The sequence below is a fragment of the Vibrio sp. ZF57 genome (assembly GCF_001691235.1).
Lineage (GTDB): Bacteria > Pseudomonadota > Gammaproteobacteria > Enterobacterales > Vibrionaceae > Vibrio > Vibrio crassostreae_C.
The window spans coordinates 41,207-64,399 of sequence record NZ_MAKD01000008.1; the positions used below are offsets into that span (position 1 = coordinate 41,207).

Here is a 23,193-nt window from a genome sequence, read left to right on the forward strand (position 1 = left end):
CTCTTTCATTATTTGAATGGTGAATAACGAGAATCGATTTTTGGTATGAAACTTTCGTTGATAAGAGTGGTAGCTGGTTGTTTAATGCAAACCATTATCATTACCAATCACATATAAGAATGAATATCATGTCTGAGAGATCTCTTTTGATTCGCAAACCTCTTTTGGTTCGTAAACCCCTTTCGATCGCAGTCGCTGTTATTTGTACCTCACTTTCAGCTAACGTGTTGGCGCAAGAAGAAGCGCAAGCAACAGATGAGCAAATGGTTGTTACGGCAACTCGTACCGAGATGGCACTAAAACAAGCGCCAGCTTCAATGTCGGTTATCACCGCGCAAGACATTGAAGAAAGCCCTGGTATTACCTTGGCAGACATCGTTGCCGAATCAACGAGTGTTGAGTCTGATTTTGATAGCACACGTGCTGGCCGTCAGATGATCTCTATTCGTGGTATGGATTCAGATTACACTCTTATCATGGTGAACGGTCGTCGTTTAAGCTCTGCAAGTGCCATCATCCGTGGTAACGACTTTGACCTATCAACGATTCCTGCTGATTCGATCGAACGTGTTGAAATAATCCGTGGCCCAATGTCTGCACTTTACGGTTCAGATGGTATGGGCGGTACAATCAACATCATCACTAAGGCTCCAGAAAACGATTGGAGCTCTACACTGAGCATGGACACTTCATCTCCACTTGATGGTGATGGAGGGGAAGAGTATTCGATGGGCTTCACGACATCTGGTGCGTTGATTGAAGACGAGTTGTTTGCTCGCCTATCTGTTAACCAAACTAGCCGTGATGCTTGGCAACCCTATTCTGGTACGCATAGCTCTGGTTACGATCGTTCAGACATTACTGCGTTAGAAGAAAGAGAGACATTAAGCTTACTCGCGAGCCTGACATGGAATGCAACAGACAACCAAACCATTGATTTCGATTTTGGTTACAGTGACGACGAACGTGAGTCATCTGCGGAAAACGTATCATCTGTGATTGAGTCTGACACACGTGTTGTACGTCAGAGCCAAGCGATCACACATAGTGGTTTTTGGAGCTGGGGTGACACGCAAGTACGTTATTCACGTGAAAATGTGACAGATAATGATGCTGCGGACTCAGATACTAACTATAGCAGTGACATCGAAGAGCTGACTCAAATTGTTGAAGCTTCGGCGACCACTTATCTTGGTGATAGTCACACCGTAACGTTTGGTATGGACTACCAGTTGAGTGAATTAACCAACAAAGAAAACTTAGTCAATGGTACATCTGAAGCTTATCAAGGTGCGTTATTTGTTCAAGACCAATGGTTAATGACGGATCAACTAACGGCAACCATTGGTGGTCGTTTAGATAAGCATGAACTGTACGGTGAAGAGTTCAGCCCACGTGTGTACTTGGTTCATCAAACAACGAATGACCTGATCATCAAGGGTGGTGTGGGTAAAGCATTTAAAGCACCAACATTGACTCAAAATCAGACAGACTACACAGTTAATAGCTGTAAAGGCGTATGTGATTTACATGGTAATGAAGATCTTAAGCCCGAAACCAGCTTGAACTATGAGATCGCTGCGATTTATAGCCAACCTCGTTGGAATGTTGAAGGTGCCTTATTCCGAAATGAAATCAACGACCTAATTGATCGTGATGAAACCTATTGTGAGAACGGCGGAGTGTTTGAATCGGGTAAAGGTTGCGCTGATAGTTCAAGCTCAACTGGCTATGTGAATGGTAAGCGTACTTATACAAACGTATCAGAGGCTGTAGTTCAAGGTGCTGAGCTTACAGGCCAATTCCAAATTACTGATGAATGGGGTGTGTCTGGTAATTACACATTCTTAGACACTGAAGATAAGTCTACTGGTGACGAATTACTTGAGCGTTACAAGCATTCGGGTTTAGTTAAACTGAACTGGAGCCCAACTTACGATCTAAGTACTTTCGTGAGTGCGCGTTACCGTGGTGAACGTCAGATCGAAAGCGATCTAACTCAAGACGCTTACACAACGCTGAACCTAGGTGCTGTCTACAACGTGAATGCTTCAGTACGACTACGTGCAGGTATCACGAACTTAACTGACGAAGCTGTATCACAAGAGCTAGAGAGCATGGGCTATGTTGAAGAGCCACGTACTTACTACGTAGGTATGACAGCGGACTTCTAATTTAGAGTTCAGTAACTGATAGCTTGATACAAAAGAACCCACACTGGCTGATGCTCTAAAAGGAGAATGGCGAGTGTGGGTTCTTTTTTGATCTATAGATTTGGTTTAATTTGCCGTTTATCTATTAATCTAGATTTTGACACATGTGATCAGCGCATTACCGGACTGAGTATCCCAAGGAATCAGCTTGTCGTAATCGTGCTCGAAGATATTAACCTCGAAGTAGGGCTTCAATATCTCGATTAACTCTTTAAACGAGAATGCCACCATTGGGTGTTCATCATTCCACACTTGAGTTTCACCAGCAGTCGTCTTTTCGATGCTAAGCTTTAGCGCTTGCTTATCACCCTGACCAGAGTAATACCAACCAGAACGGAACGTGAAATCGTCTTTGTCTTGGTTTGTTGTGTGTCTAACAAACAGGTCGTTGCTGATCTTGTCTTTATCAACCACGTTAAAACAGAAAATACCTTCTGGCTTTAACGCACGATGCACACTTTCAATACACTCTTTAAGCTTCTCAAGGCCATCGTTGTAATGGATGGAATACAGGAAGCAAGTGATAAGATCGAGTGGTTCCGTGACCTCAAAGTTACTCATGTTTTGTACTGAGAACTTGGCTTCCGGGCAGCGAACTTCTGCGATATCTAACATCGGCTTGTTAAGATCTAGGCCACCGCTTTGGTAACCGAAATCAATAAAATGACGAACGTGTGGGCCAGTGCCACAAGCTAAGTCGAGGTGTGTTTTTCCTTCATTTCCAAAGATTTGATGGAGTCTACGTACGCAGTTACTTTGCGCTTGGTAGTCAATATCTACACACATTAAATCATAGTAACCGGATAGGTCGGTATAGAGTGCGTTGGCGGACATATTTGCCTGCAGCATAAGCTGAAAAATTAGGGTGGCGCATCATATACCGAAATTGGAAAATCGCAATCAAATATTCGATCAATGAAAGCGTTTTATTTTCTAACTTATGGTCGTTTTAAATGAGACCGTTTAAAGGGATGTTTAAGCTGCCAACAACATCAGTACGCGTGTCATCGCTATTCACTTTGCCCTGACTACTTATTCGTTAACTAAAACAGGTGTTGCTCCCTCAATGCAGCGACCATACGGGCTTTGCGGAACGCTTTTATCACGAGACGAGATAGGAAAAATATGGTATCTAGGTAAACCCAGTGTGACATTTATAATTTTATGATTAATCAGTAATTTTATTGATTCAAACCGAGTTCTTGAAAAGGAAACAATTCAGGAAAGTGGGCTGTTGATAAAAACCAAATCACTCAAGCTAAATAAGCGAACTAAACAAGGAGAGTTGAAACAATGACATCAGCAATAAATGCACAGGGTTCAATGGAAAATAGAACAGCATTGGAAAGCAGTGCTTCAATAGAAATTAAGGTGGATGACTTGTCGGGTGGGGAAGTCATTGAATTACTTGAAGAGCACCTCGCTGATATGTACGCCACTTCGCCAGCCGAAAGCGTTCATGCACTGGATCTAGATGGGCTCAAGTCACCAGAGATTACTTTTTTCAGTGCTTGGAAAGACAGCCAACTACTTGGGTGTGTTGCCATTAAAGAGCTAAATACCCAACACGCTGAACTCAAATCAATGAGGACCTCACAGTTTGCACGAAAGTCAGGTGTTGCCAGCCAACTTTTACAACACGTATTAGATACAGCGGCCATTCGCCAGTATCAAACAATCAGCTTAGAGACCGGCTCAGAAGACTACTTTAAGGCTGCGCGTAACCTGTATGAAAAGTTTGGCTTCGGATACTGTGAACCCTTTGCTGATTATGTGTTAGACCCGCACAGCCAGTTTATGAGTATTGAGTTGCGTTAAGAGACTAGCCTTAGATGTCGACTTACTTTGCAGGTTTCTCCCTTGGCCTTTCGCTGATTCTTGCGATTGGCTCTCAAAATGCGTTTGTTTTAAAGCAAGGGCTTAAGAACCAACACGTATTGGCAGTTTGTGCTGTATGTGCCATTTCTGACGCCTTACTGATTAGCTTTGGCGTGACGGGCTTTGGCGCAATCGTTAAGCAGTTCCCACAAATTGAGCAGTTCGCCCGTTATGGTGGCGCTATCTTTTTGGGTGTCTATTCATTCTTAAGCTTCCGATCAGCATTTACCGAAAACCACGCCTTAGAAGCCACGGCAGAAACTAAAGACTCATTAACCAAAGCGATTGCGATGTGTTTGGCGTTCACTTGGCTTAACCCGCATGTGTATTTGGATACTGTGGTATTGCTGGGGTCTATCTCAACTCAATATCAACCGGATCAAATGTTGTTTGGCGCTGGGGCGGTATCGGCGTCATTCGTGTTCTTCTTTTCACTTGGATATGGCGCTCGCTTCTTGGCTCCAATGTTTAAGAACCCGAGAGCGTGGAAGGTGTTGGAATTTGTCGTTGGCGTGATCATGGCATCTATTGCAATATCTTTGATTGTCTAGCTGCGCGTAATTAGGCTTCCATTTTGGTATAGGTGTTGAATACACGCCAGTAGAAAGCCTAACCTTACGTTTAATCTCACAAGCAGATGCAGTAAATATCGAATTCTTCGGCCCGAATGGTAATAGACTGGCAAGCCGTGATTTAGCGTTTAGCACAGTAACTCTGGGCGCTTCGTACAATTTTTGACGACCTCTGTGAAATAGCTTAAAGCTAAAGCTATGGACACCTAAAACCGCTCTAACGTTGAGCGGTTTTTTTATGTCAAAAATAACGATTGGTCACGCTATGGGCGGAGTTGGTCCAAAGCCTGAAATTAGTTGGTTTTCACAAGCTTATAAAAGGGAATTATCTCGACTATTTTGGTAGATTAAAGGTATTACAGACTTCCAGTGAGCAGCAATGAAGATTCTTCACACGTCCGATTGGCACCTTGGCCAAAACTTCTACAATAAAAGCCGTAAGAATGAACATGAACGGTTCTTACAATGGTTACTTGAGCAAGTTACAGAGCACGACATCGACGCGATCATTGTTGCTGGCGATATTTTCGATACCAGCACACCGCCGAGTTACGCTCGTGAGATGTATAACAAGTTCGTGGTCGACTCGAACAAGATCGACTGTCAACTGGTGTTGTTAGGTGGAAATCACGATTCGGTGTCTGTGCTAAAAGAGACACAACAGCTGCTCAAATACATGGGCGCAGACGTGATTCCTAATACCAATGAAGATCATGCGACTCAGGTTGTCGAACTAAAAGGCAAGAACGGCGATGTAGAAGCGCTGGTTTGTGCTATTCCTTTTATTCGCCCTCGCGATGTGTTGACCAGCCAGGCGGGCGTCACAGGCGTTGAGCGTCAGAAGCAACTCGGCGATGCAATCAAACAGCACTACCAAAGTGTTTATGATGCCGCTGTAGAAAAACGTGCGGAGTTTGAAAACAGCGAGCACATGCCGATTATCGCTACGGGTCATTTAACGGCGATGGGTGTTCAACAATCGGATTCGGTACGCGACATCTATGTCGGCAACCTTGATGGTTTTGCCGCTGATGGCTTCCCAGACGCAGACTATATTGCACTTGGTCATATCCACCGTCCACAAGTGGTGGCAAAGCGTGAATACATTCGTTATTCAGGCTCTCCAATCCCACTAAGTTTTGATGAACTTAAGTCTCAAAAACAAGTGTGTGTGGTTGAGTTTGTTGAAGGTGAGCGCACCATTTCTCAACTGCCTGTTCCCACATTCCAACCTCTAGCTGAAATCAAAGGCGACTTGAGCGAGATCGAATCTCAGCTTAACCAATACATAGGTTTAGATAGCGACCAAAGCGTATGGTTATCGATAGAAGTGCAAGCGCAAGATTACTTGTCGGATCTACAAGAACGTATGCGCGCACTGACCGAAGGATTGAATGTGGAAGTACTTCAACTGCGCCGAGCAAGAGAGCGTCGTAATCAAGCATTAGAGCAAGAGTCGGCAGAGACCTTATCTGAACTGAGCCCGATGGACGTGTTTACGAAGCGTATTGCCTTAGAAGAGTTTGAAACCGATTCTGAAAAAGCGCGTTTAGAGCGCATGACGGTGAAGTTCAAACAAGTGATGGTCGAAGTGTCTGAAAGCGCTCAAGCGCCCAATAAAGTAGAAGAGTAATCGTATGAAGATTTTAAGCCTAGAATTTGAAAACCTGAACTCTTTGAAAGGGCGCTGGAAGCTCGATTTTACCCAATCGCCGTTTGCAGAAAACGGTCTGTTCGCAATTACTGGTCCAACTGGGGCGGGTAAAACCACCATTCTTGATGCGATTTGCTTGGCACTTTTCCATCGCACACCGCGTTTGAAAAGCATTGCTAAAGGTAATAATGAATTAATGACTCGTGGTACGGGCGAGTGTTTTGCTGAACTGGAATTTGAAGTTCAAGGTAAAACGTACCGATCTAATTTCCACCAAAAGCGAGCGCGTGGAAAACACGATGGCGCATTGCAAACGCCAACGTGCGAGTTTGCCGATTCGGACACCGACAAAGTCTTAGAGACCATGTTGACCAAGAAGACCAAGCTGGTGGAGCAGGTTACAGGGCTCGATTTCTCACGCTTCACTAAATCCATCATGTTGTCTCAGGGTGAATTTGCAGCGTTCTTAAATGCCAATGCAAACGACCGTGCCGAGCTACTTGAAGAGCTGACGGGCACAGAAGTCTATAGCCTGATCTCTGAGCGCATCTACGATCATTTCAAGTCGAGTGAAGAGTCGCTTAATCACCTTAAAGCGAAAGCAGAAGGTGTGAGCTTACTGTCTGAAGAGCAAATCCAAGCGCTGACCGCAGAGCGTGAAACGCTAGAAGCCGAGCAGAAGCGTTTAGCCGAGCAATTAAAAGAGTGGCAAGCGCATCTAAGCTGGTGGAAAGACGTGACCAAAGCTGAGCAAACTATTGCGGCCAGTGATCACGATCTTAAAACAGCTCAAGATGAACTAGACCGAAACCAACCTGCACTAGAGCGTTTGGCAAACAGTGCACCAGCTGAAAAGCTGCGCCCAATGCACAAAGATTTAAAGCGTTGCGAACAAGAGGTGAACACCACTCAAGCTCACTTAGATAACAGCACCAAGTTACTTGCTGTTCGTGATGCAGAGAAGAAAGACGCGCAAACTAAACTGACTCAAAGCAGTGCAATTGTCGAACAGGTTAAAACCGAGCAACAAGAACAAGAGAAGATCATCGATCTTGTCCGTCCGCTAGATAACCAAATTGCCGTACTCAAAGATAAGCAAACTGCGGCCGTTAATGCAGCAAATACGCTAAACGAGCAACATACGCAGCAGCGTAATCAACAAGTCGTTTTAGTCCAAAAAACAGATGCACTGAAGCAACAAGATCAACTCAGCACTGAGTATTTAAATACACATCAAGCTGACCAACATCTGGAAAAATACCTAGGTCAATGGCAAGCCAAAGTTGAGCAAGTTCGTACTTTAGAGCGTCAACATGCAGAACAACTAAACTCAGCGAAGCAAGCTTTGTGTGCGGTTGATGCACAGCAAACGATCATCAAATCTGCGCAAGAAGCTAAAGCAACGCAAGACAAAACTTTAAGTGAATTGGTTGTGCTAGAGAGTAGTGCAAAGCAACAGTGGGAAGCATTGCAAGGCAACATCAGCGAACAAGTATTGAATGCGCAAAAAGATCTGTTGGAGTACTGGAATCGCAATACGCACTCATTACTTGAGATCAACCGTGGTTTCCTAAATGCCCAGCAACAGCTGCATGCAAAAACACAGGCACATCAAACTAACATTCAGTTGGTCGACAAGCTTTCGAAAGAACGTGAAGTGCTGGTGGAGCGATATAAAGAGAAAGAGACTTCGCTTGAGCGATTAACGCGTTTGATTGATCAAGAGGGCGAATTAGCAAAATACCGTGCAGCTCTGGAATCTGGATCTGAGTGCCCACTGTGTGGTTCAACAGACCATTCGATTGAGCAGTCGCAAGATATTGCAAATTTGGTTGCTCAAAAAGATAGGGAAAACCTAGAGCTAGCGGCTATCAAAAAAGAAGGCCAAGAGCATCGTCAGCAGTTAGATTCTCTTACCCTTGTGATTGTGGCGCTTAACGATGACATTCAACGTGCGCAAGCGGATATTCAACAAGCTCAGCTGAATTGGCAAGGCGTTGTCGGCAAGCTTCAACAGAGCTTATCGGATTTCGTTGGCACGGCTCCTGAACTGGCACTGCTAACGATTAACGATTTAGGCAATGAAGCTACAGTCGCGACCTTTGCTCAGCAGTGTGAACTTCAACTAAGTCAGAGCGCGCAGCAACTCAAAGCGTTGGGTGATGCTAAAGCGCATTACGCTGAAGCTGAGAAACAACGCCTGTCTGTAAGTGTTATGGCTGACAAGGCGCAGTCTAATCTCGAGTTGGCCGAGCAACGCTTAGCTGATTTGAATAAGCAAAACCAAGTCGCAAACGAGCAAGTGACTCAAATAGCTCAAGCGAAAGGCCAGCAATGGAACGCTTTGAAAGAGAGCATTGTTCAAACTTCTATCGAAGCACCTGAACTTGAGCATATCGATGATTGGTTTACTGCGAAATCGCAAGCATCAAGCACATGGCAGCAAACCAAACAGCAACAGGCCGATATTGAGAAGCAACTGATTACTCAAAATGCCGAATTGAAAACGTTAGACGACAAGCTAAGCAGTGTTGAGAAAGAGCTCGCGACACTGACGCAAGAGAGTGAGTCTTTAGTGTCAGAACTCACTCGTGTAACGGCTGAAAGAACAGAGTTGTTTGGTGACAAAGACATTCAAGCCACCAGCAATGCGATGAAGCAAAGAGTCACTGAAGCAGTAAATGCATTTGATGCCGCGCAGTTAGTGCTTAACCGCAGCGAACTTGAACATCGAACCGAGCAAACCAAACACACTGGTTTCTCGGACGAGCTAGTCAGCAAGCAGTTCAGTCACACACAAGCGTTGAATGCTTGGTTAGATGCACTGAAAGCTAGCCCATTCGAAGATGAGGTGAATTTTGAAGCGGCGTTGTTGGATGAAGAGGTTAGAACTCAACTTCAAAGCCTGAAGAAGTCTTTAGACGAATCGATTGTCAGTGCGCAAGCAAGGTTGAACACCGCCAAAACGACGAAAGTGGAGCTACTAAATCACGAAAATGCGAAAGCATGGCAAGAGCAAAACCAACAGCAAGTTGAAGAAGCGACGACTGAGTGTCAAAACGCACAACAAAGCCATGCAACCAAGATCGGCGCAATTTCTGCCAATCTTGAAACGGATAGCCAGAACCGCAGCAATCAGCAAGATCTGTTTAAGCAGATCGACGAGCAACAAGTCGAGTTTGATGATATTTCACGTCTGAACTCACTTATCGGCTCTAAGAACGGCGATAAATTCCGTAAGTTTGCCCAAGGTTTAACGTTGGAAAACTTGGTGTACTTGGCGAACAAGCAGCTACAGCGTTTGCATGGTCGTTACGAACTTAAACGCAAAGCCGATGATGGCTTAGAATTGCAAGTGCTCGACACATGGCAGGGCGATGTGATGCGTGATACCAAGACGTTATCCGGTGGCGAAAGCTTCTTGGTGAGCTTGGCGTTGGCATTAGCGCTTTCTGATCTTGTGAGCTACAAAACCAGTATTGATTCTTTGTTCTTGGATGAAGGTTTCGGCACGTTGGATAGCGACACATTAGACATTGCCCTAAACGCGCTCGATAACTTGAATGCATCAGGCAAGATGATTGGCGTCATTAGTCACGTTGAAGCACTGAAAGAGCGAGTGCCTGTTCAGCTTAAAGTAACAAAACACTCTGGCTTAGGTGTGAGTGAGATGGAGAAACAGTACAAGGTTGTTGCTTAGCTTCTAGTCATATTCATCAGCGCAGAAATCGAAACAGGGCTGGATTAAGCAGATCCCCGACTCAGTCGTTCCTCCTTCTCGAGGATGACGGAGTCGGAAGTTGTCATTAATCACTTCGCCGTCATCCCTTAATGTCAGGATCGAATAAAAGGCAGCCGTCATTCCCTAAAGCGAGGCACGAGCGTAATAGGGAATCTGGGCTTGTTGGTATTACTTTCTTCATTTCCGAAAGTGAGGTACGAACGTAATAGGGAATTTGGGGTTAGTCGTATTACCTTCGTCATTCCCTGAAGCGAGAATCGAGCGTAATAAGGATTCTCTGGCAAACGCAGGAAGTGGACTCATCAAAAAGGAAACGGCCATGCACAAGAAGCCCCATTTACCAACTAAGACATGTCCTATTTGCCAAAAGCCTTTCTCATGGCGTAAAAAGTGGCAACGTTGTTGGGATGACGTGATTTACTGTTCTGAACGTTGTCGTCGTCATAAGCCAACTTTGGCGTAATTTCTGTTCGTTTTTAGAACACGTTAATAGTTTCGTCATTCATTTCTCAAGTTAATATTTCTATCTGTAAGATAAGTGATGTATAAAGGCGGCATGAAGATACCTAAAAGAATACAGCCTTTAGTTGACGATGGTTTAGTCGACGAGGTGACAAGCCAACTCATGAGTGGCAAAGAAGCATCGGTGTACATTGTGCGCTGCGGCGATACGATCCGTTGTGCCAAGGTATATAAGGAAATTAGCCAACGCAGCTTTAAAAAAGCGACCGCGTATCGTGAAGGCCGAAAAGTCCGGAATAGCCGCCGTGCACGAGCGATGGAAAAAGGCTCTGGCTTTGGTCGTGAACAACAAGAAAAGGTTTGGCAAAGTGCTGAAGTGGATGCCTTATATAAACTGGCAGAAGCGGGTGTTCGTGTGCCTGTCCCTTATGGTTGCTTTGATGGCGTACTGCTTATGGAGCTGGTCACTGACGATGAGGGTTACGTTGCACCACGTTTGAACGATGTGGTGATGTCAGCAGAGCAAGCGATCGAAGACCACGCCGTGATGATGACTTACGTAGTTAAAATGCTGTGTGTTGGTTTGATCCATGGTGACTTGTCTGAGTTCAACGTATTGGTGGATGAGTACGGTCCAGTAATTATCGACCTACCACAAGCGGTTGACGCTTCGGCTAACAACAACGCTGAGTGGATGCTGGCTCGTGACATCAATAACATCCGTGACTATTACGCTCAGTTTGCTCCTGAACTGGCAAAAACCGAGTATGCCAAGGAAATGTGGGCGCTGTACGAGAAAGGCGACTTGAAGCCAGACAGCAAACTGACGGGTGAGTTTACGGAAACCGACGACTTGGCTGATATCGAAGCCATCATGCAAGAGATAGACGCTGCGCGAATTGAAGAACAACATCGACGCGAGCGAGCTAAAGAAGAGAAAGAAGGTGTTGACGATACTAAGTTCAATTGGGCTGAATAATCGTGATGATCAGTTTTGATCTTTAGCTAGATATCAACCAAACGCCTTTTAAAACAGAGGCGTTCTTTCTAAATAAAAACCCAATGGAGCTTCAACTCTGTTGGGTTTTCTTTTTTAGCACTAATGAAAGACGGACACTCGTATCAACTACCAATTTAACTGTTCACCATCGTAAGCGTAGAAGTGCCCACTGTTATCCGGTGTGGCAGTGCGAATAATATCGACCAACTGATGGGCGACATAGCTTGACTCAAACAACTTACCTTCAGGGACATTGGTCTGAAAAGGCTTCGACAGAGCTGTGTCTGTCGTGCCCGGGTGCAGAGCCAACACGGTGCCTTTCTTAATGGTGCGTTGCCATTCGATCGACATGGTTTTGATGAACATATTTAGGGCTGCTTTCGATGAGCGGTAGCTATACCAACCCCCTAATCTGTTGTCTGAAATACTGCCAACCTTTGCGGATACCACAGCAAACTTTGGATTGTCGCTCGCTTTAAGTATCGGCGTGAAGTGTTTTGCTAATAACAAGCTGGGCAGGGTATTCACAGAGATGTTTTTGAGGAAAAACTCAGGGTCGATGGACGACAAGTTCTTTTCCGGTCCAAGATCTGGAGTGTGGAGCATACCCACGCAGTTGATCAGCCAATCAAGTTGTTCAAACTCAGAACTCAAGCGCTTAATATCAGCTTCGTCGGTGGCGTCGACTTTGTGCCAGCTCAAGCGATTGTTTTCTAGTTCCGGCTGTTGAGAGTGGTAAGTCGCGTCTACATGCACATCAAGAAAATCAAACCGAGAGAGCTCAGATAATAGGTGTTTAACCACAGCGAAACCAATACCGCCGCTCCCACCGACCACCAATATGTGTAATCTGAGTTGCTCCACCATTATAAGTTCTCCAAGTTTGTGATTCGTTGTTCAGCAGTATCGAGAATCGCTTGTTGTGATTGCTCATCCATGTTGTCCCAAGAGCGATATAACATGCCCATACGTGGGTTGCGGTTTAACGCATCGCGGTGCTGGTCCATAAAGCGCCAATACAAGCTATTGAAAGGGCAAGATTGCTCGCCGCTGCGTTCTTTTATCTTGTAGTGACAGCCTTTGCAGTAGTCACTCATGCGGTTGATATAGGAACCGCTGGCAGAGTATGGTTTGGTTCCTACGATCCCGCCATCCGCAAACAGTGCCATACCTCGCGTATTTGGCATTTCAACCCACTCAATCGCGTCGACGTAAATACCGAGGTACCAACTGTCGACTTGGTCAGGGTCTATACCCGTGATTAAACAGAAGTTGCCAGTGATCATTAACCTTTGGATGTGGTGCGCGTAAGCAAACTCAAGAGACTGGTCAATCGCATGCTTCATGCAGTTCATCTTGGTTTGTCCGTCCCAAAAGTAATGGGGCAGGTTATTATGTGCTGAGTAATGGTTTTTGTTGGCGTAAGCAGGCATGTTTGCCCAATAGACGGCGCGTATGTACTCTCGCCACCCCAGTATTTGGCGTACAAATCCTTCGACCTGTGCAATATCGATGCTTGGCTTATCTGGTGAGCTGTCTCGAAGACAGGATGCTTGGTAGGCCGACAGTGCTGCATCAATCACTTCTTTAGGGCTCAGCAGTTTACTGTTCAGCGAGAACGATATACGGCTATGATACAAGCTCCATTTAGAGTCGTGCTCTGTCGTCATCGCATCTTGAAACTGCCCAAATAACGGCAAGCAGACTTGGCAGAAATGAGCGAGTAGAGACAAGCTTTGTGCGCGGTTCACCGGCCATAGTAACTGGTTACCGACTTGACCAATGGTTTGTACTTGGTGACGTTCGATACGTTGCAAAATGTCGGTTATATCATTGGTAAACATCAGCGGCTGAGGTAGGTTTTCGATGTCTTGTTTCTTGAGCTTATTTCGATTGTTCGCGTCGTAATTCCATTTTCCGCCAACGGGCTTTCCGTCTTCTAGCAAAATGTCGAAACGCTTTCTCATTCGGCGATAGAAGTGCTCCATCATGATGTGTTTGTCTTTCGGAAACTGTTGTTCGATCTCTTCGAATGGAAAGAGGAAGTGTTCTGTATCACAACAACCTTTGGTCGCATTGGTGAGCTTGAGCTTGTTCATCTGCTCTAAAAGGCGATATTCATCTGGCCTTTGATATTCGAATTTCTCTGCGCCGAATTCGTGTACATAGTGCTTTAGAAGTGTGTCTAGGTTTTCAAATTGCGTTGTGTCGTCAAGAGTAAGGTGTAGTACTTGATGACCTTGTTCTTTGAGTTCGTTAGCGAAGTAACCCATCGCACAGAAAAACGCGGCCACTTTTTGAACGTGAGAGGTAACATAATCTGTTTCTTGTTTTAGCTCAGCAATGATGTAAATAACGTCATCGTTAACCTGTCTAAACCATGAATGCTCAATGTTGAGTTGGTCACCTAATACAAGTCGTACCGTTTTAAATTTCATAATGCGTCCTGGTTTGTGAGGCTTGTTGTGACTGCGTTACCGCCTGTCCATTGATTGATGAAGGCATGGTCTGGGTCGTACATTTCAGTACGTTGATTCAAATCGAAATGACGTGATTTGTTAATTATTAGACGCTTACGAGTTGATAGGCTGACAAGATCACAAATGACTACTCTAAGTGGGAAATAGGAGATTTCGATCAGGATGAGTGTGTTGAAGAGGATATCAAGCCAACCAATAATACCGATAGAGGTTGGCAATGCCGGTTATTTTTGAGTGTCGAACTGGAGCTTCTATTCCATTGGAACAACGAGAATATCGATAGGGGAAGTATCGATGATGTGTTTAGAATGGGAGATGAGCTTATGCCAAAAATCATGGTGATGGCCGCATAGCAATAGGTCAACGCCGTTGGCTTCGATGGCATTTTTGAGCTTATCGTTCAAATCACCCGTTCCCACGAAAATGTGCTTGATTGGGTGCTTGGCGTAGGCTTCAAACTCTTTCAAATGCTTAACGGCATCTTCATTGATGGGTAAATCACCGTCATTTCCCTGAATATCAACGAGCTCTGGATAAATTTCTCCATGCGTACCATCGATATAAACAAATGAAATGCCAGCCTCCAGTTTATCAGCGAAGAAGGTCGCTCTATCAATGAGAATCTTGGTGTCGTCAGACAGTTCAAGTGCGACCAGAATATGTCGGTAATCCATAATTAAAGCCTCTTGTTGTGAGTTATGTAACAAGCATAGTTTCTGTTGACGCAAATGATATCGAAGAGATCTCATATTCCGTAAAATCATCATTCAATGTTCTTCTAAGCACTATCGTATTTATATCGCTTTGATTGGTAAGAAATTTACAAAAGGTTGATATAGTGGTTGAAGCGCTAGCTTATGCTGTTAGATAGGCTTGATAGTTCAATGCGCCAATCACGAAGAGGCATCAATGACAGCACTACTAACCATTCCCACTCGAACATTAGGTTTCGACTACGATATTGAGATCCGAGACTGGTCTCAAAAGCTCGTCGGCTTTCATGTGTTTGAAGATGGTAGACGACCGCTTGATGGAGGCATTGGGCTGAGCCTCAACCTTGTTGAACAGTTTGACGTGAATGGTCGTTGGCTAAATTCATTACCTGCGCGTTATCGTGAAATCACCGACGACTTTCCAGAATACCAATACCAGATGTTGTGGCTTGCTGCGAATACTTATGAAGCCGCGCAATTGCTTGAATTAAGGCCTGTTATTTTGGCTTTGATCTGCATGAAATACAGTGTCGACAACAAGAAAGCACTGGCACTAAGTCGCTTAGGGCAGAAGAAGATCCTTACCAAGTTGGGCTTAGACGGCAGCAAGGCGACACTCAAATTCATCGACAAGCTAGAGCTTCATTACAATGTTGGTGATGAACTCGACCACATTGTTCGTATTCTCGAACCGCTGCAAAGACGAGTCCTTAAGTTTAAGCATTACTCAAAAGTTGGATACACAGCCCTGCGTTTGGACCAAGTTCATCCATTTCTAACTGGCAGCCGATTAGGGATTGCAATGGTGGAAGAGGGTAGACTTAATGCACCGTCGAAGATGGCGATGTTCCAAGATGCGATATTGTTAGGGCAAGATTTGGAGATGGATGATCCACTGCGTGCGATTACCAGTCAGAACTCTTTTGCGATGTTTGAGCAACTGCATGACCGCTGGACGGAGCAACGCCAATTACGTCGTTTGGAGGGTAACTGCCCAATGGATAAAGACATCCCTTATCCCGTTCCTTTACTTGGCAATGACAACATTCATCCGCTCACGGATTATTACGACCTTGAACACGAAGGCATCGAGCAGAAGCACTGTATTGGCGTGTATCACAACCGAATCATGAGCGATCGTTATGTGGTGTTCCGCATGCTCAAGCCTCAGCGTTTAACCATAGGTTTACGCCGTGTCCCGAGCAAAGCATTTCCTTTTGAAATAGACCAAATCTGCGGAAAACGAAATGCACCTCCGTCGGAATCCGCTCGCCAAGTGATTCACGACTGGCTAGAAGCGAGTAAGCAAAAATATCCTAAGCAATAGCCATTAAGTAGAAGGAATACAGGATGTTTCAACAAGGCGATCTTTGCCCTCATTGTGGTTTGATTATTGTGATGCCTACGGATCTGCAAGGTGAATGCCTAGGATGCGGCGAAGAAATTAATCAAGACCCAGCAGACGATTACGACGAAGAAGAGTAGCTTTACCTACACTTAGATTAAACAAGGCTAGGATAGCCGAATTACTCTCTTTAAAAGGACGGAAAAATGCAGAAAGTAATCTTTAGAAATTGCGATGAAAACTCACCTTATTGGCATGAGTTAGAGGGCTTATTTCAAAGTGAATGGTCTGATTTCAAGTTTAAAGATACATATAAAGAAAACGTACAACTCCCTCCAGTAATAACAGTACTTCGCGATAATGTGGTCATTGGTGGCTTGGCGTATTCCTATTTTCAAGAACCTCACCAAGTTCGTGATGTAGTGTGGATCAACGCTGTGTTTGTCGACCCTCAATGGCGCGGTCAAGGCATTGCCAGTGAACTGATTAATCGTGGTGTCAGACAGGTTTCTTCTGCAGTGCAAACTCAACTCTACGCGTACACCAATATCATGGGTCTCTACCAAGGGCTAGGTTGGTCAATCGTAAATATCGAATCAGAACCGAACCATAAAGTGATGAGTATTGAGCTTAATCGATAAGCTCGGAATAAAAGCCTGATATTAGTTTATCTGCCGTTCGAGTAATGAATTTCTCCCTTTCATCCATAATGCATAAACCTGTTAAATTTTCGTTGAAACTCATGCCGATATCGCCTTTAAATCAAACAACTAGCTGTTGATTAAAACGATCAAGACGATTTATTGCAGCAGTTGTTGAGCACAAAGCCTATATTGACTAGAATGACGCACTTTTTTTATTTACGTACATACAGGTAATGAACATGAGCGATACTAATTCAAGACCAGCTTTACCAGATCATCTTGCAGGCAACCCACGCAGCCCACACCACGTTGCTGAGTGTTTCGAATACCCAATCGGCATTCGTCTAAATGGTAAAGAGCGTACTGATGTTGAAGAATACTGCATCAGCGAAGGTTGGGTTAAGATCCCTTCTCCAAAAGCGCTAGATCGTTTTGGTCAGCCAATGCTTATTACTCTAAAAGGCACTGTAGAAGCTTTTTACATCGACGCATAATCATGTCGTGTGGCTAGCTAATACTTCGAGTAATTAGCTAATGTTTGCTTAATTAGCCAACATCAAGCCACCAAGCGTTATTACCTAAAAGGGTCTAGAGAAATCTAGACCCTTTTTGTTTGCATTGATTTTAGCGAACTTCTTTAACCAATAGCCCAAACCACCTTCATAACTCCACAGATTCAACCAAAATTGTTGTTATTCACTATGCATTCGCAGTAATAACAAAGTTGTTGTTGGTTGATTTATGTTCGCTCGCTCTTTTTGGATTTATTCGTACTCGAAAGTTCTGATGTTTAATTAAACAGATACAAACAAAAATATGAAGCACAGTCTAATTAAATGAAACTAATATGCTGTATTTAAAGTTATTTTTTGTCAATAACTACCTCTGTCACAGAAATTAATCCTGAAGCACATACAATTCCCTTGATTTCGAATGAGCGCTAAATTTTTTCGTTCGAGCGTTTAATTTCTTCCTTCGCCCAATAATTATGAGGTTCCTATGTTTGGAATATTCAAACCTATGGCGCATATCGATCGCTTGTCATCAGATAAGATCGATAGCACCTACACACGACTACGATGGCAACTGTTTCTTGGCATCTTCGTTGGCTATGCGGGGTACTACTTAGTCCGTAAAAACTTTAGTTTGGCGATGCCTTATCTCATTGAACAAGGTTTTAGCCGTGGAGAACTAGGGGTTGCATTAGCGGCGGTATCTATCGCTTACGGCTTATCTAAGTTCTTAATGGGCAGTGTTTCTGACCGTTCTAATCCTCGATACTTCCTCAGCGGTGGCTTGTTAATGTCGGCACTGGTGATGTTCTGCTTTGGCTTTATGCCTTGGGCAACAGGCAGCATCACTGCGATGTTTATCCTGCTGTTCTTGAATGGTTGGTTCCAAGGTATGGGTTGGCCAGCTTGTGGACGAACCATGGTCCACTGGTGGTCACGAAAAGAACGTGGTGAGATAGTGTCAGTATGGAACGTTGCTCACAACGTGGGTGGCGGTTTGATTGGCCCAATGTTCTTGTTGGGGCTGTGGGCTTTTAACGACGATTGGCGAACCGCTTTTTATGTTCCTGCATTTTTTGCCACTCTCGTTGCTGTCTTTGTTTGGTTTACTGTAAGAGATACACCTCAATCTTGCGGCTTACCACCGATTGAAGAACATAAAGACGATTACCCAGACGACTACGATACGTCTCATGAGAAAGAAATGACGGCGAAAGAGATCTTCTTTAAGTACGTTTTCTCTAACAAACTGTTGTGGTCAATCGCTATTGCCAATGCGTTTGTTTACCTTATCCGCTATGGCGTACTCGATTGGGCTCCAGTTTACTTAAAAGAAGCAAAAGACTTCTCTGTAGATAAATCATCTTGGGCTTACTTCTTGTATGAGTGGGCAGGTATCCCTGGCACCTTATTGTGTGGTTGGATTTCAGATAAGTTATTCAAAGGCCGACGTGCACCTGCAGGTATCTTGTTCATGGTTCTAGTGACAGTCGCTGTGTTGGTATATTGGCTGAACCCTGCGGGTAACCCAACGGTTGATATGTTGGCACTGGTTGCGATTGGTTTCCTTATCTATGGTCCTGTAATGCTGATCGGTTTGTATGCACTGGAACTTGCACCTAAGAAAGCTGCAGGTACAGCGGCTGGTCTAACGGGTTTGTTTGGTTACTTAGGTGGCGCGGTTGCTGCGAACGCAATACTCGGCTTTATGGTTGACCATTACGGCTGGGATGGCGGCTTCATTATTTTGGTCGGCGCTTGTGTGGCTTCAATCATCTGTCTGCTTTACGCCTTCTTAGGTGAGCGTGCGCACCATAAACAAAAAGATCTCGAACGAGAGAGAGAAGCGCTAGCTCAGTAGTGTATTTACTGAATCACATCTATAAATAACAACAGAGGCAGGTATATCCTGCTTCTGTTTTATCAAGGGAAACAATAATGAAAACAACGTCACTGTCTCTGACCTTATTAGCACTAAGCTTATCTGCAAATGCGTTCGCCGACCCTTTAGTGATTGCGCATCGCGGCGCTTCAGGTTATTTACCTGAACACACTTTACCCGCTAAAGCGCTCGCTTATGCGATGAAACCCGACTACATCGAACAAGATGTCGTGATGACCAAAGACGACCAATTGGTGGTTTTGCATGATCATTATCTAGACCGAGTCACCGATGTCGCGGATCGCTTTCCAACACGTGCTCGTTCAGATGGCCGTTACTACGCGATTGATTTTACGCTCGCTGAGATCAAATCATTAAAGGTGACCGAAGGCTTTAAGTTAGATGAACAAGGCAACAGAGTGGCAGGGTACCCAACGCGCTTCCCAATGTGGCAGTCTGATTTCCGTGTCGCTACCTTTGCGGAAGAAATCGAGCTGATCCAAGGCCTAAATAAGACCTTAGGTTATGACGTGGGCATCTATCCTGAAATTAAAGCACCTTGGTTCCATCGTCACGAAGGCAAAGACATCTCCAAAGCGGTACTTGCGACCTTGCATCAATATGGTTACCTATCGAAAGACGACAAAGTGTATTTGCAGTGTTTTGACGCCAATGAACTTCAACGCATTAACGATGAGCTCATGCCAGTGATGGAAATGGATCTTAAGCTCGTTCAGTTGATGGCCTATACAGATTGGAATGAAACCATGACCTACCAAGGTGACAAAGCAACGCCGTACAGTTACGACTGGATGTTTGAAGCTGGTGGCATGGAAAAAGTGGCGTCTTATGCGGAAGGAATAGGCCCTTGGAAGCCAATGTTGGTGGACGATGCATCGACCAAAGATAACATCATTATTAAACCGTTAATGAAGTCAGCAAAAGACGCGGGCTTAGATGTTCACCCGTACACGTTCCGTGCTGACCCAGGAAGAATCCCAGCTTATGCTGATAACTTTGATGGCATGTTGGATGTCTTCTACAACCAAGTCAAAGTTGATGGTGTGTTTACCGACTTCCCAGACAAAGCGGTCGACTTCTTGAACCGTTAATACCCCGTCAGTTACGAGCTATTAGTAACGAGATACTAAGAGCCAAAAGCACCGACTAAAGGTGCTTTTGGTTCTTCTTTCACTTTTTGGACCTCCTTGTACTGGCCTCGAAATCCTACCTATATTCTTCTTTCTCAGCCCACATTTTGATATTCACTCGGTTTACAGCTATAACCTGACTTGATAGGTTACTCCCAATGCAGCCAGATGCTTAATCTATAAGTGTTTATCGGCTCAACCTGATATTGAATTTGGAAAGATCATGGAAGAAAGAAGCAAAGCTTATCTTGATAGCTACCTCAACACATTACCAGCAGACGTTGCTTCGCAATACACCTCTTTTAGTGCCGACTATTACTGTGCTGATGAATACAACGCCAACCTCTGCGCCCAGTTAATTCTCAAGGGTGAAAAACAAGCGTCTTGCAGCCTTGAATATTGGTACAGCCATGAAGGCGAGACGAGACCAGTAGTTGGTCACTTGCAAGTCGTCACTGACTGGGATGGCAAGCCAGTTTGCATTGTAGAGATCACTTCAGTCTCACAGTGCAAATATAACGAAGTGACGGCGGAGTTTGCTGCTGCCGAAGGCGAGGGTGACAAAACACTCGAATGGTGGAAAGAAGCTCACTGGAACTTCTTCTCTCGTGAATGTGAAGAGCTCAAGATCTCACCAAGTGAAGACATGTTACTTATGTTGGAGCGTTTCAAAGTGGTTTATCAATAAAGGGTATTTTGTGTTTAGAAGATCGTGCTCCATAAACAGTAACAAGGTTGTCCATAATGAGCCTAACCGTCCGAGAAGTTTTTATAGGCTCGCTTAAACATTAGATAATTCATCGTATGCAGGAGGCAAGATGACAAAGCTAATCGAATTAACAGAAATAGTCTTATTCGACTGGGGCAATACGCTGATGGTCGATTTGCCAGACGCACAAGGGAAGATGTGTGACTGGGAAACCGTACAAGAAGTGAGTGGTGCTCGTGCATTACTGGGGGAGTTGTCGAAAACTCATCTAGTTTATGTTGCTACCAATGCTGGTGATTCCAGTAAAGACGACATCATTCGAGCCTTTGAGCGTGTTGGCCTGTCTCAATATATCTTGGGTTACTTTTGTAAGGCGAGCATTGGCTTTTCTAAGTTCGAGTCGGGGTTCTATCCTGCCATTATTTCTAAGCTCGGTGTTTCACCACAAGAGATCACCATGGTAGGCGACACTCTAGAGAAAGACATTTACCCAGCACTTGAAGCGGGTTTGCAAGCGGTGTGGTTGAACACGGAAGGTGCTGAGCTTAAGTCACAGCATCCAGGTATCGTACAAGTTCAATCCCTAAGCGAACTGTTGGAGTAGCGCGATTAACTCTCTGATATTAAGTTCAGATAAAGCGCTTGTCCGTTTTGACGTAAACCTCTCATCTCTTTGCTGTTTAATCCTCTAAGCTAACTCTAGTTTCTACTATGAGGGCTAGGTTATGAGTATCGAACGTCATGGAATATCGGTTGGAATTGAACGTGTTAGCGGTGAAACCATCGTTGTGTTTAAAGCGAAAGGCAAGCTTACACACGATGACTATCAAGCAATGATGCCAATTCTAAATACCACGCTAGAAGAACTCGATTCATCTGAACTCAAGATGCTGGTCGACATCTCCACCTTAACGGGTTGGGAGTTACGTGCTGCTTGGGACGATTTTAAACTTGGATTAGAGCTCAATTCGAAGATAGACAAAATCGCGATATATGGTGATAAAAGCTGGCAAGAAATGGCATCAAAAGTCGGCAGTTGGTTTGTGTCGGGTGAGATTAAGTCATTCGAAGACCACGACTCTGCGCTTAAGTGGCTAGTCGATTGATTCTATCTACGGACAGCTAGAGAGCAATCCGTAAACAACGCTAATGACGGTTAACGAGCATTGTCTCGAACGCTGTCATTTTTCGTTTTGGCGATGATATTTCCTATTCGATTCAATAGAGTATATTCCTTCCAGCGTGTAACATACCCAGGCTTTGTTTGGTCGCGACTAATGGTGTGGCTAGATTCAGTAATAACGAAAACTAAAACAGAAATGAGGCCTAAGAACATGAATAAGGTAATTGATAAGCTGGCTTGGATATTCATCAAAGACGGCAAGTTGTTGATGGTGAGATCAAAAGGCAAAGAACTGTTCTACCTACCGGGTGGTAAGCGTGAAGCTGGCGAAAGTGACGAGCAAGCACTGGTTCGCGAAATAAAAGAAGAGATCTCAGTAGATTTAATGCCTGATTCCATCAAATACGTTGAGACCTTTACAGGCCAAGCTGATGGCAAAGCGGAAGGCGTATCAGTGCAATTGACTTGTTACCTTGCTGATTATACTGGTGAACTGTCTCCAGATGCCGAAATCGAAGAGCTTAAGTTTGTTGATGGCAACGACAGAGCGGTATGCTCATTGGCGGCACTGGTTGCGCTTGATTGGTTAGAAGCGAACCAGTATTTGTCTTAAGGTTTTAGCGGCTACTAGCTAATACTGAAGATTGATCTTCAAAAGATCATCGCTTACGAATAGCTTGAAGGGCGGCTGTCTTTCATCAACAGGTCGAGTTTCCTTTGAGCTTTCTTCGTGTCTTGTAAATCCACCACCTCAATCATTTCACAATCATCTCGTACCATCTCATTAATCAGGCTTGGATAGTGTCGGCAATCTTCTGGTCGGTCTAAGTAAATGCTGCATGTGTACTTGGCTTGAGCCTTGGTGTCTTTCGTCGGAACTAGCTCTAGAAAAGGGCAGCGAGTTAAACGTTCGCCTGATTCAGGGTCGAACCAGATCTCGCTTCCTCGAACATATTCAAAGATGTCTGGATTGAACAACTCCCACAAATCAATCTCTTCTTGCGTTGCGGCAAGGTCACCATCTCCGTATTTGATACAGCATTTCCCGCATTGATTACAATTTTTCATTAGTGACTTCATTGGTTGGTGAGCTTTTATCATTTTACCACTGAT

The 23,193-nt window shown here is 44.5% G+C and carries 22 protein-coding genes and 1 pseudogene; 18 read left to right on the plus strand and 5 right to left on the minus strand.

From position 1 onward, the window contains the following. The first annotated feature begins 128 nt into the window (after nucleotides 1–128). Nucleotides 129–2,174 (plus strand): TonB-dependent receptor, encoded by a 2,046-nt coding sequence (locus A6D97_RS00825; protein ID WP_065583625.1) that lies wholly within the window; start codon nucleotides 129–131, stop codon nucleotides 2,172–2,174. A 129-nt stretch (nucleotides 2,175–2,303) separates the two neighbouring features. Here A6D97_RS00825 and A6D97_RS00830 read toward each other — a convergent pair whose 3' ends face one another. Beyond that, nucleotides 2,304–3,047, minus strand: coding sequence for a class I SAM-dependent methyltransferase (locus tag A6D97_RS00830; protein ID WP_029235856.1), 744 nt, complete (start codon nucleotides 3,045–3,047; stop codon nucleotides 2,304–2,306). A 459-nt stretch (nucleotides 3,048–3,506) separates the two neighbouring features. Between A6D97_RS00830 and A6D97_RS00835 the strand changes: the two genes are divergently transcribed. From A6D97_RS00835 to A6D97_RS00855, 7 genes and pseudogenes are all read left to right on the plus strand, one after another. Beyond that, nucleotides 3,507–4,031, plus strand: coding sequence for a GNAT family N-acetyltransferase (locus tag A6D97_RS00835; RefSeq protein WP_065583626.1), 525 nt, complete (start codon nucleotides 3,507–3,509; stop codon nucleotides 4,029–4,031). A gap of 14 nt (nucleotides 4,032–4,045) precedes the next feature. After that, nucleotides 4,046–4,642, plus strand: coding sequence for a LysE/ArgO family amino acid transporter (locus A6D97_RS00840; RefSeq protein ID WP_017059193.1), 597 nt, complete (start codon nucleotides 4,046–4,048; stop codon nucleotides 4,640–4,642). A gap of 13 nt (nucleotides 4,643–4,655) precedes the next feature. Beyond that, a pseudogene (locus tag A6D97_RS22140) lies at nucleotides 4,656–4,829 on the plus strand (porin family protein); the annotation flags it as partial. Nucleotides 4,830–5,042: 213 nt separating this feature from the next. Next, nucleotides 5,043–6,296 (plus strand): exonuclease subunit SbcD, encoded by a 1,254-nt coding sequence (sbcD, locus tag A6D97_RS00845; protein ID WP_065583627.1) that lies wholly within the window; start codon nucleotides 5,043–5,045, stop codon nucleotides 6,294–6,296. A 4-nt stretch (nucleotides 6,297–6,300) separates the two neighbouring features. Further along, nucleotides 6,301–10,017, plus strand: a complete 3,717-nt coding sequence (locus A6D97_RS00850) for an AAA family ATPase (RefSeq protein ID WP_065583628.1) — start codon at nucleotides 6,301–6,303, stop codon at nucleotides 10,015–10,017. 361 nt (nucleotides 10,018–10,378) lie between these two features. Then, nucleotides 10,379–10,522, plus strand: a complete 144-nt coding sequence (locus A6D97_RS21320; protein ID WP_017078065.1) for a DUF2256 domain-containing protein — start codon at nucleotides 10,379–10,381, stop codon at nucleotides 10,520–10,522. A 93-nt stretch (nucleotides 10,523–10,615) separates the two neighbouring features. Next, nucleotides 10,616–11,500, plus strand: a complete 885-nt coding sequence (locus A6D97_RS00855) for a PA4780 family RIO1-like protein kinase (RefSeq protein ID WP_029235559.1) — start codon at nucleotides 10,616–10,618, stop codon at nucleotides 11,498–11,500. A gap of 147 nt (nucleotides 11,501–11,647) precedes the next feature. On the opposite strand, the gene A6D97_RS00860 is transcribed toward A6D97_RS00855, so the two are convergent. The 3 genes from A6D97_RS00860 to A6D97_RS00875 all read right to left on the minus strand — a co-directional run bounded on the left by A6D97_RS00860 (nucleotide 11,648) and on the right by A6D97_RS00875 (nucleotide 14,675). Then, a complete protein-coding gene (locus A6D97_RS00860) occupies nucleotides 11,648–12,388 on the minus strand; it encodes an SDR family oxidoreductase (RefSeq protein WP_065583629.1) in 741 nt (246 codons plus the stop codon). Then, a complete protein-coding gene (locus A6D97_RS00865) occupies nucleotides 12,388–13,959 on the minus strand; it encodes a cryptochrome/photolyase family protein (protein ID WP_065583630.1) in 1,572 nt (523 codons plus the stop codon). The genes A6D97_RS00860 and A6D97_RS00865 overlap by 1 nt, the downstream gene beginning before the upstream one ends. 293 nt (nucleotides 13,960–14,252) lie before the next feature. After that, nucleotides 14,253–14,675, minus strand: a complete 423-nt coding sequence (locus A6D97_RS00875) for a universal stress protein (protein ID WP_065583631.1) — start codon at nucleotides 14,673–14,675, stop codon at nucleotides 14,253–14,255. A gap of 235 nt (nucleotides 14,676–14,910) precedes the next feature. Here A6D97_RS00875 and A6D97_RS00880 point away from each other — a divergent pair, with 235 nt between their 5' ends. The 10 genes from A6D97_RS00880 to A6D97_RS00920 all read left to right on the plus strand — a co-directional run bounded on the left by A6D97_RS00880 (nucleotide 14,911) and on the right by A6D97_RS00920 (nucleotide 22,693). After that, nucleotides 14,911–16,041, plus strand: coding sequence for a PcfJ domain-containing protein (locus tag A6D97_RS00880; RefSeq protein WP_017059201.1), 1,131 nt, complete (start codon nucleotides 14,911–14,913; stop codon nucleotides 16,039–16,041). 23 nt (nucleotides 16,042–16,064) lie between these two features. Next, nucleotides 16,065–16,199, plus strand: coding sequence for a hypothetical protein (locus tag A6D97_RS22275; RefSeq protein ID WP_017059202.1), 135 nt, complete (start codon nucleotides 16,065–16,067; stop codon nucleotides 16,197–16,199). 66 nt (nucleotides 16,200–16,265) lie between these two features. Then, nucleotides 16,266–16,700, plus strand: coding sequence for a GNAT family N-acetyltransferase (locus A6D97_RS00885; RefSeq protein WP_017059203.1), 435 nt, complete (start codon nucleotides 16,266–16,268; stop codon nucleotides 16,698–16,700). Between the two features lie 242 nt (nucleotides 16,701–16,942). Further along, nucleotides 16,943–17,197, plus strand: coding sequence for a DUF3297 family protein (locus tag A6D97_RS00890; RefSeq protein ID WP_017059204.1), 255 nt, complete (start codon nucleotides 16,943–16,945; stop codon nucleotides 17,195–17,197). 505 nt (nucleotides 17,198–17,702) lie between these two features. Next, nucleotides 17,703–19,076 carry a glycerol-3-phosphate transporter gene (gene glpT, locus A6D97_RS00895; protein WP_029235174.1) on the plus strand — a complete coding sequence of 458 codons (1,374 nt, stop codon included), beginning with the start codon at nucleotides 17,703–17,705 and terminating at the stop codon, nucleotides 19,074–19,076. 77 nt (nucleotides 19,077–19,153) lie between these two features. Next, the gene (glpQ, locus tag A6D97_RS00900) at nucleotides 19,154–20,209 is read left to right on the plus strand and encodes a glycerophosphodiester phosphodiesterase (protein ID WP_065583632.1); all 1,056 of its coding nucleotides are present in this window, start codon (nucleotides 19,154–19,156) and stop codon (nucleotides 20,207–20,209) included. Nucleotides 20,210–20,471: 262 nt separating this feature from the next. Beyond that, nucleotides 20,472–20,936, plus strand: a complete 465-nt coding sequence (locus A6D97_RS00905) for an ASCH domain-containing protein (protein WP_017059207.1) — start codon at nucleotides 20,472–20,474, stop codon at nucleotides 20,934–20,936. Nucleotides 20,937–21,066: 130 nt separating this feature from the next. Continuing rightward, nucleotides 21,067–21,561: an HAD family hydrolase gene (locus A6D97_RS00910; protein WP_065583633.1), complete on the plus strand. Its 495-nt coding sequence runs from the start codon at nucleotides 21,067–21,069 to the stop codon at nucleotides 21,559–21,561. Between the two features lie 121 nt (nucleotides 21,562–21,682). Beyond that, nucleotides 21,683–22,063: an STAS/SEC14 domain-containing protein gene (locus A6D97_RS00915; protein ID WP_017070707.1), complete on the plus strand. Its 381-nt coding sequence runs from the start codon at nucleotides 21,683–21,685 to the stop codon at nucleotides 22,061–22,063. A gap of 228 nt (nucleotides 22,064–22,291) precedes the next feature. Beyond that, nucleotides 22,292–22,693 (plus strand): NUDIX domain-containing protein, encoded by a 402-nt coding sequence (locus A6D97_RS00920; RefSeq protein ID WP_065583634.1) that lies wholly within the window; start codon nucleotides 22,292–22,294, stop codon nucleotides 22,691–22,693. 53 nt (nucleotides 22,694–22,746) lie between these two features. On the opposite strand, the gene A6D97_RS00925 is transcribed toward A6D97_RS00920, so the two are convergent. Further along, a complete protein-coding gene (locus tag A6D97_RS00925; protein ID WP_065583635.1) occupies nucleotides 22,747–23,148 on the minus strand; it encodes a YkgJ family cysteine cluster protein in 402 nt (133 codons plus the stop codon). Nucleotides 23,149–23,193 lie beyond the last annotated feature (45 nt).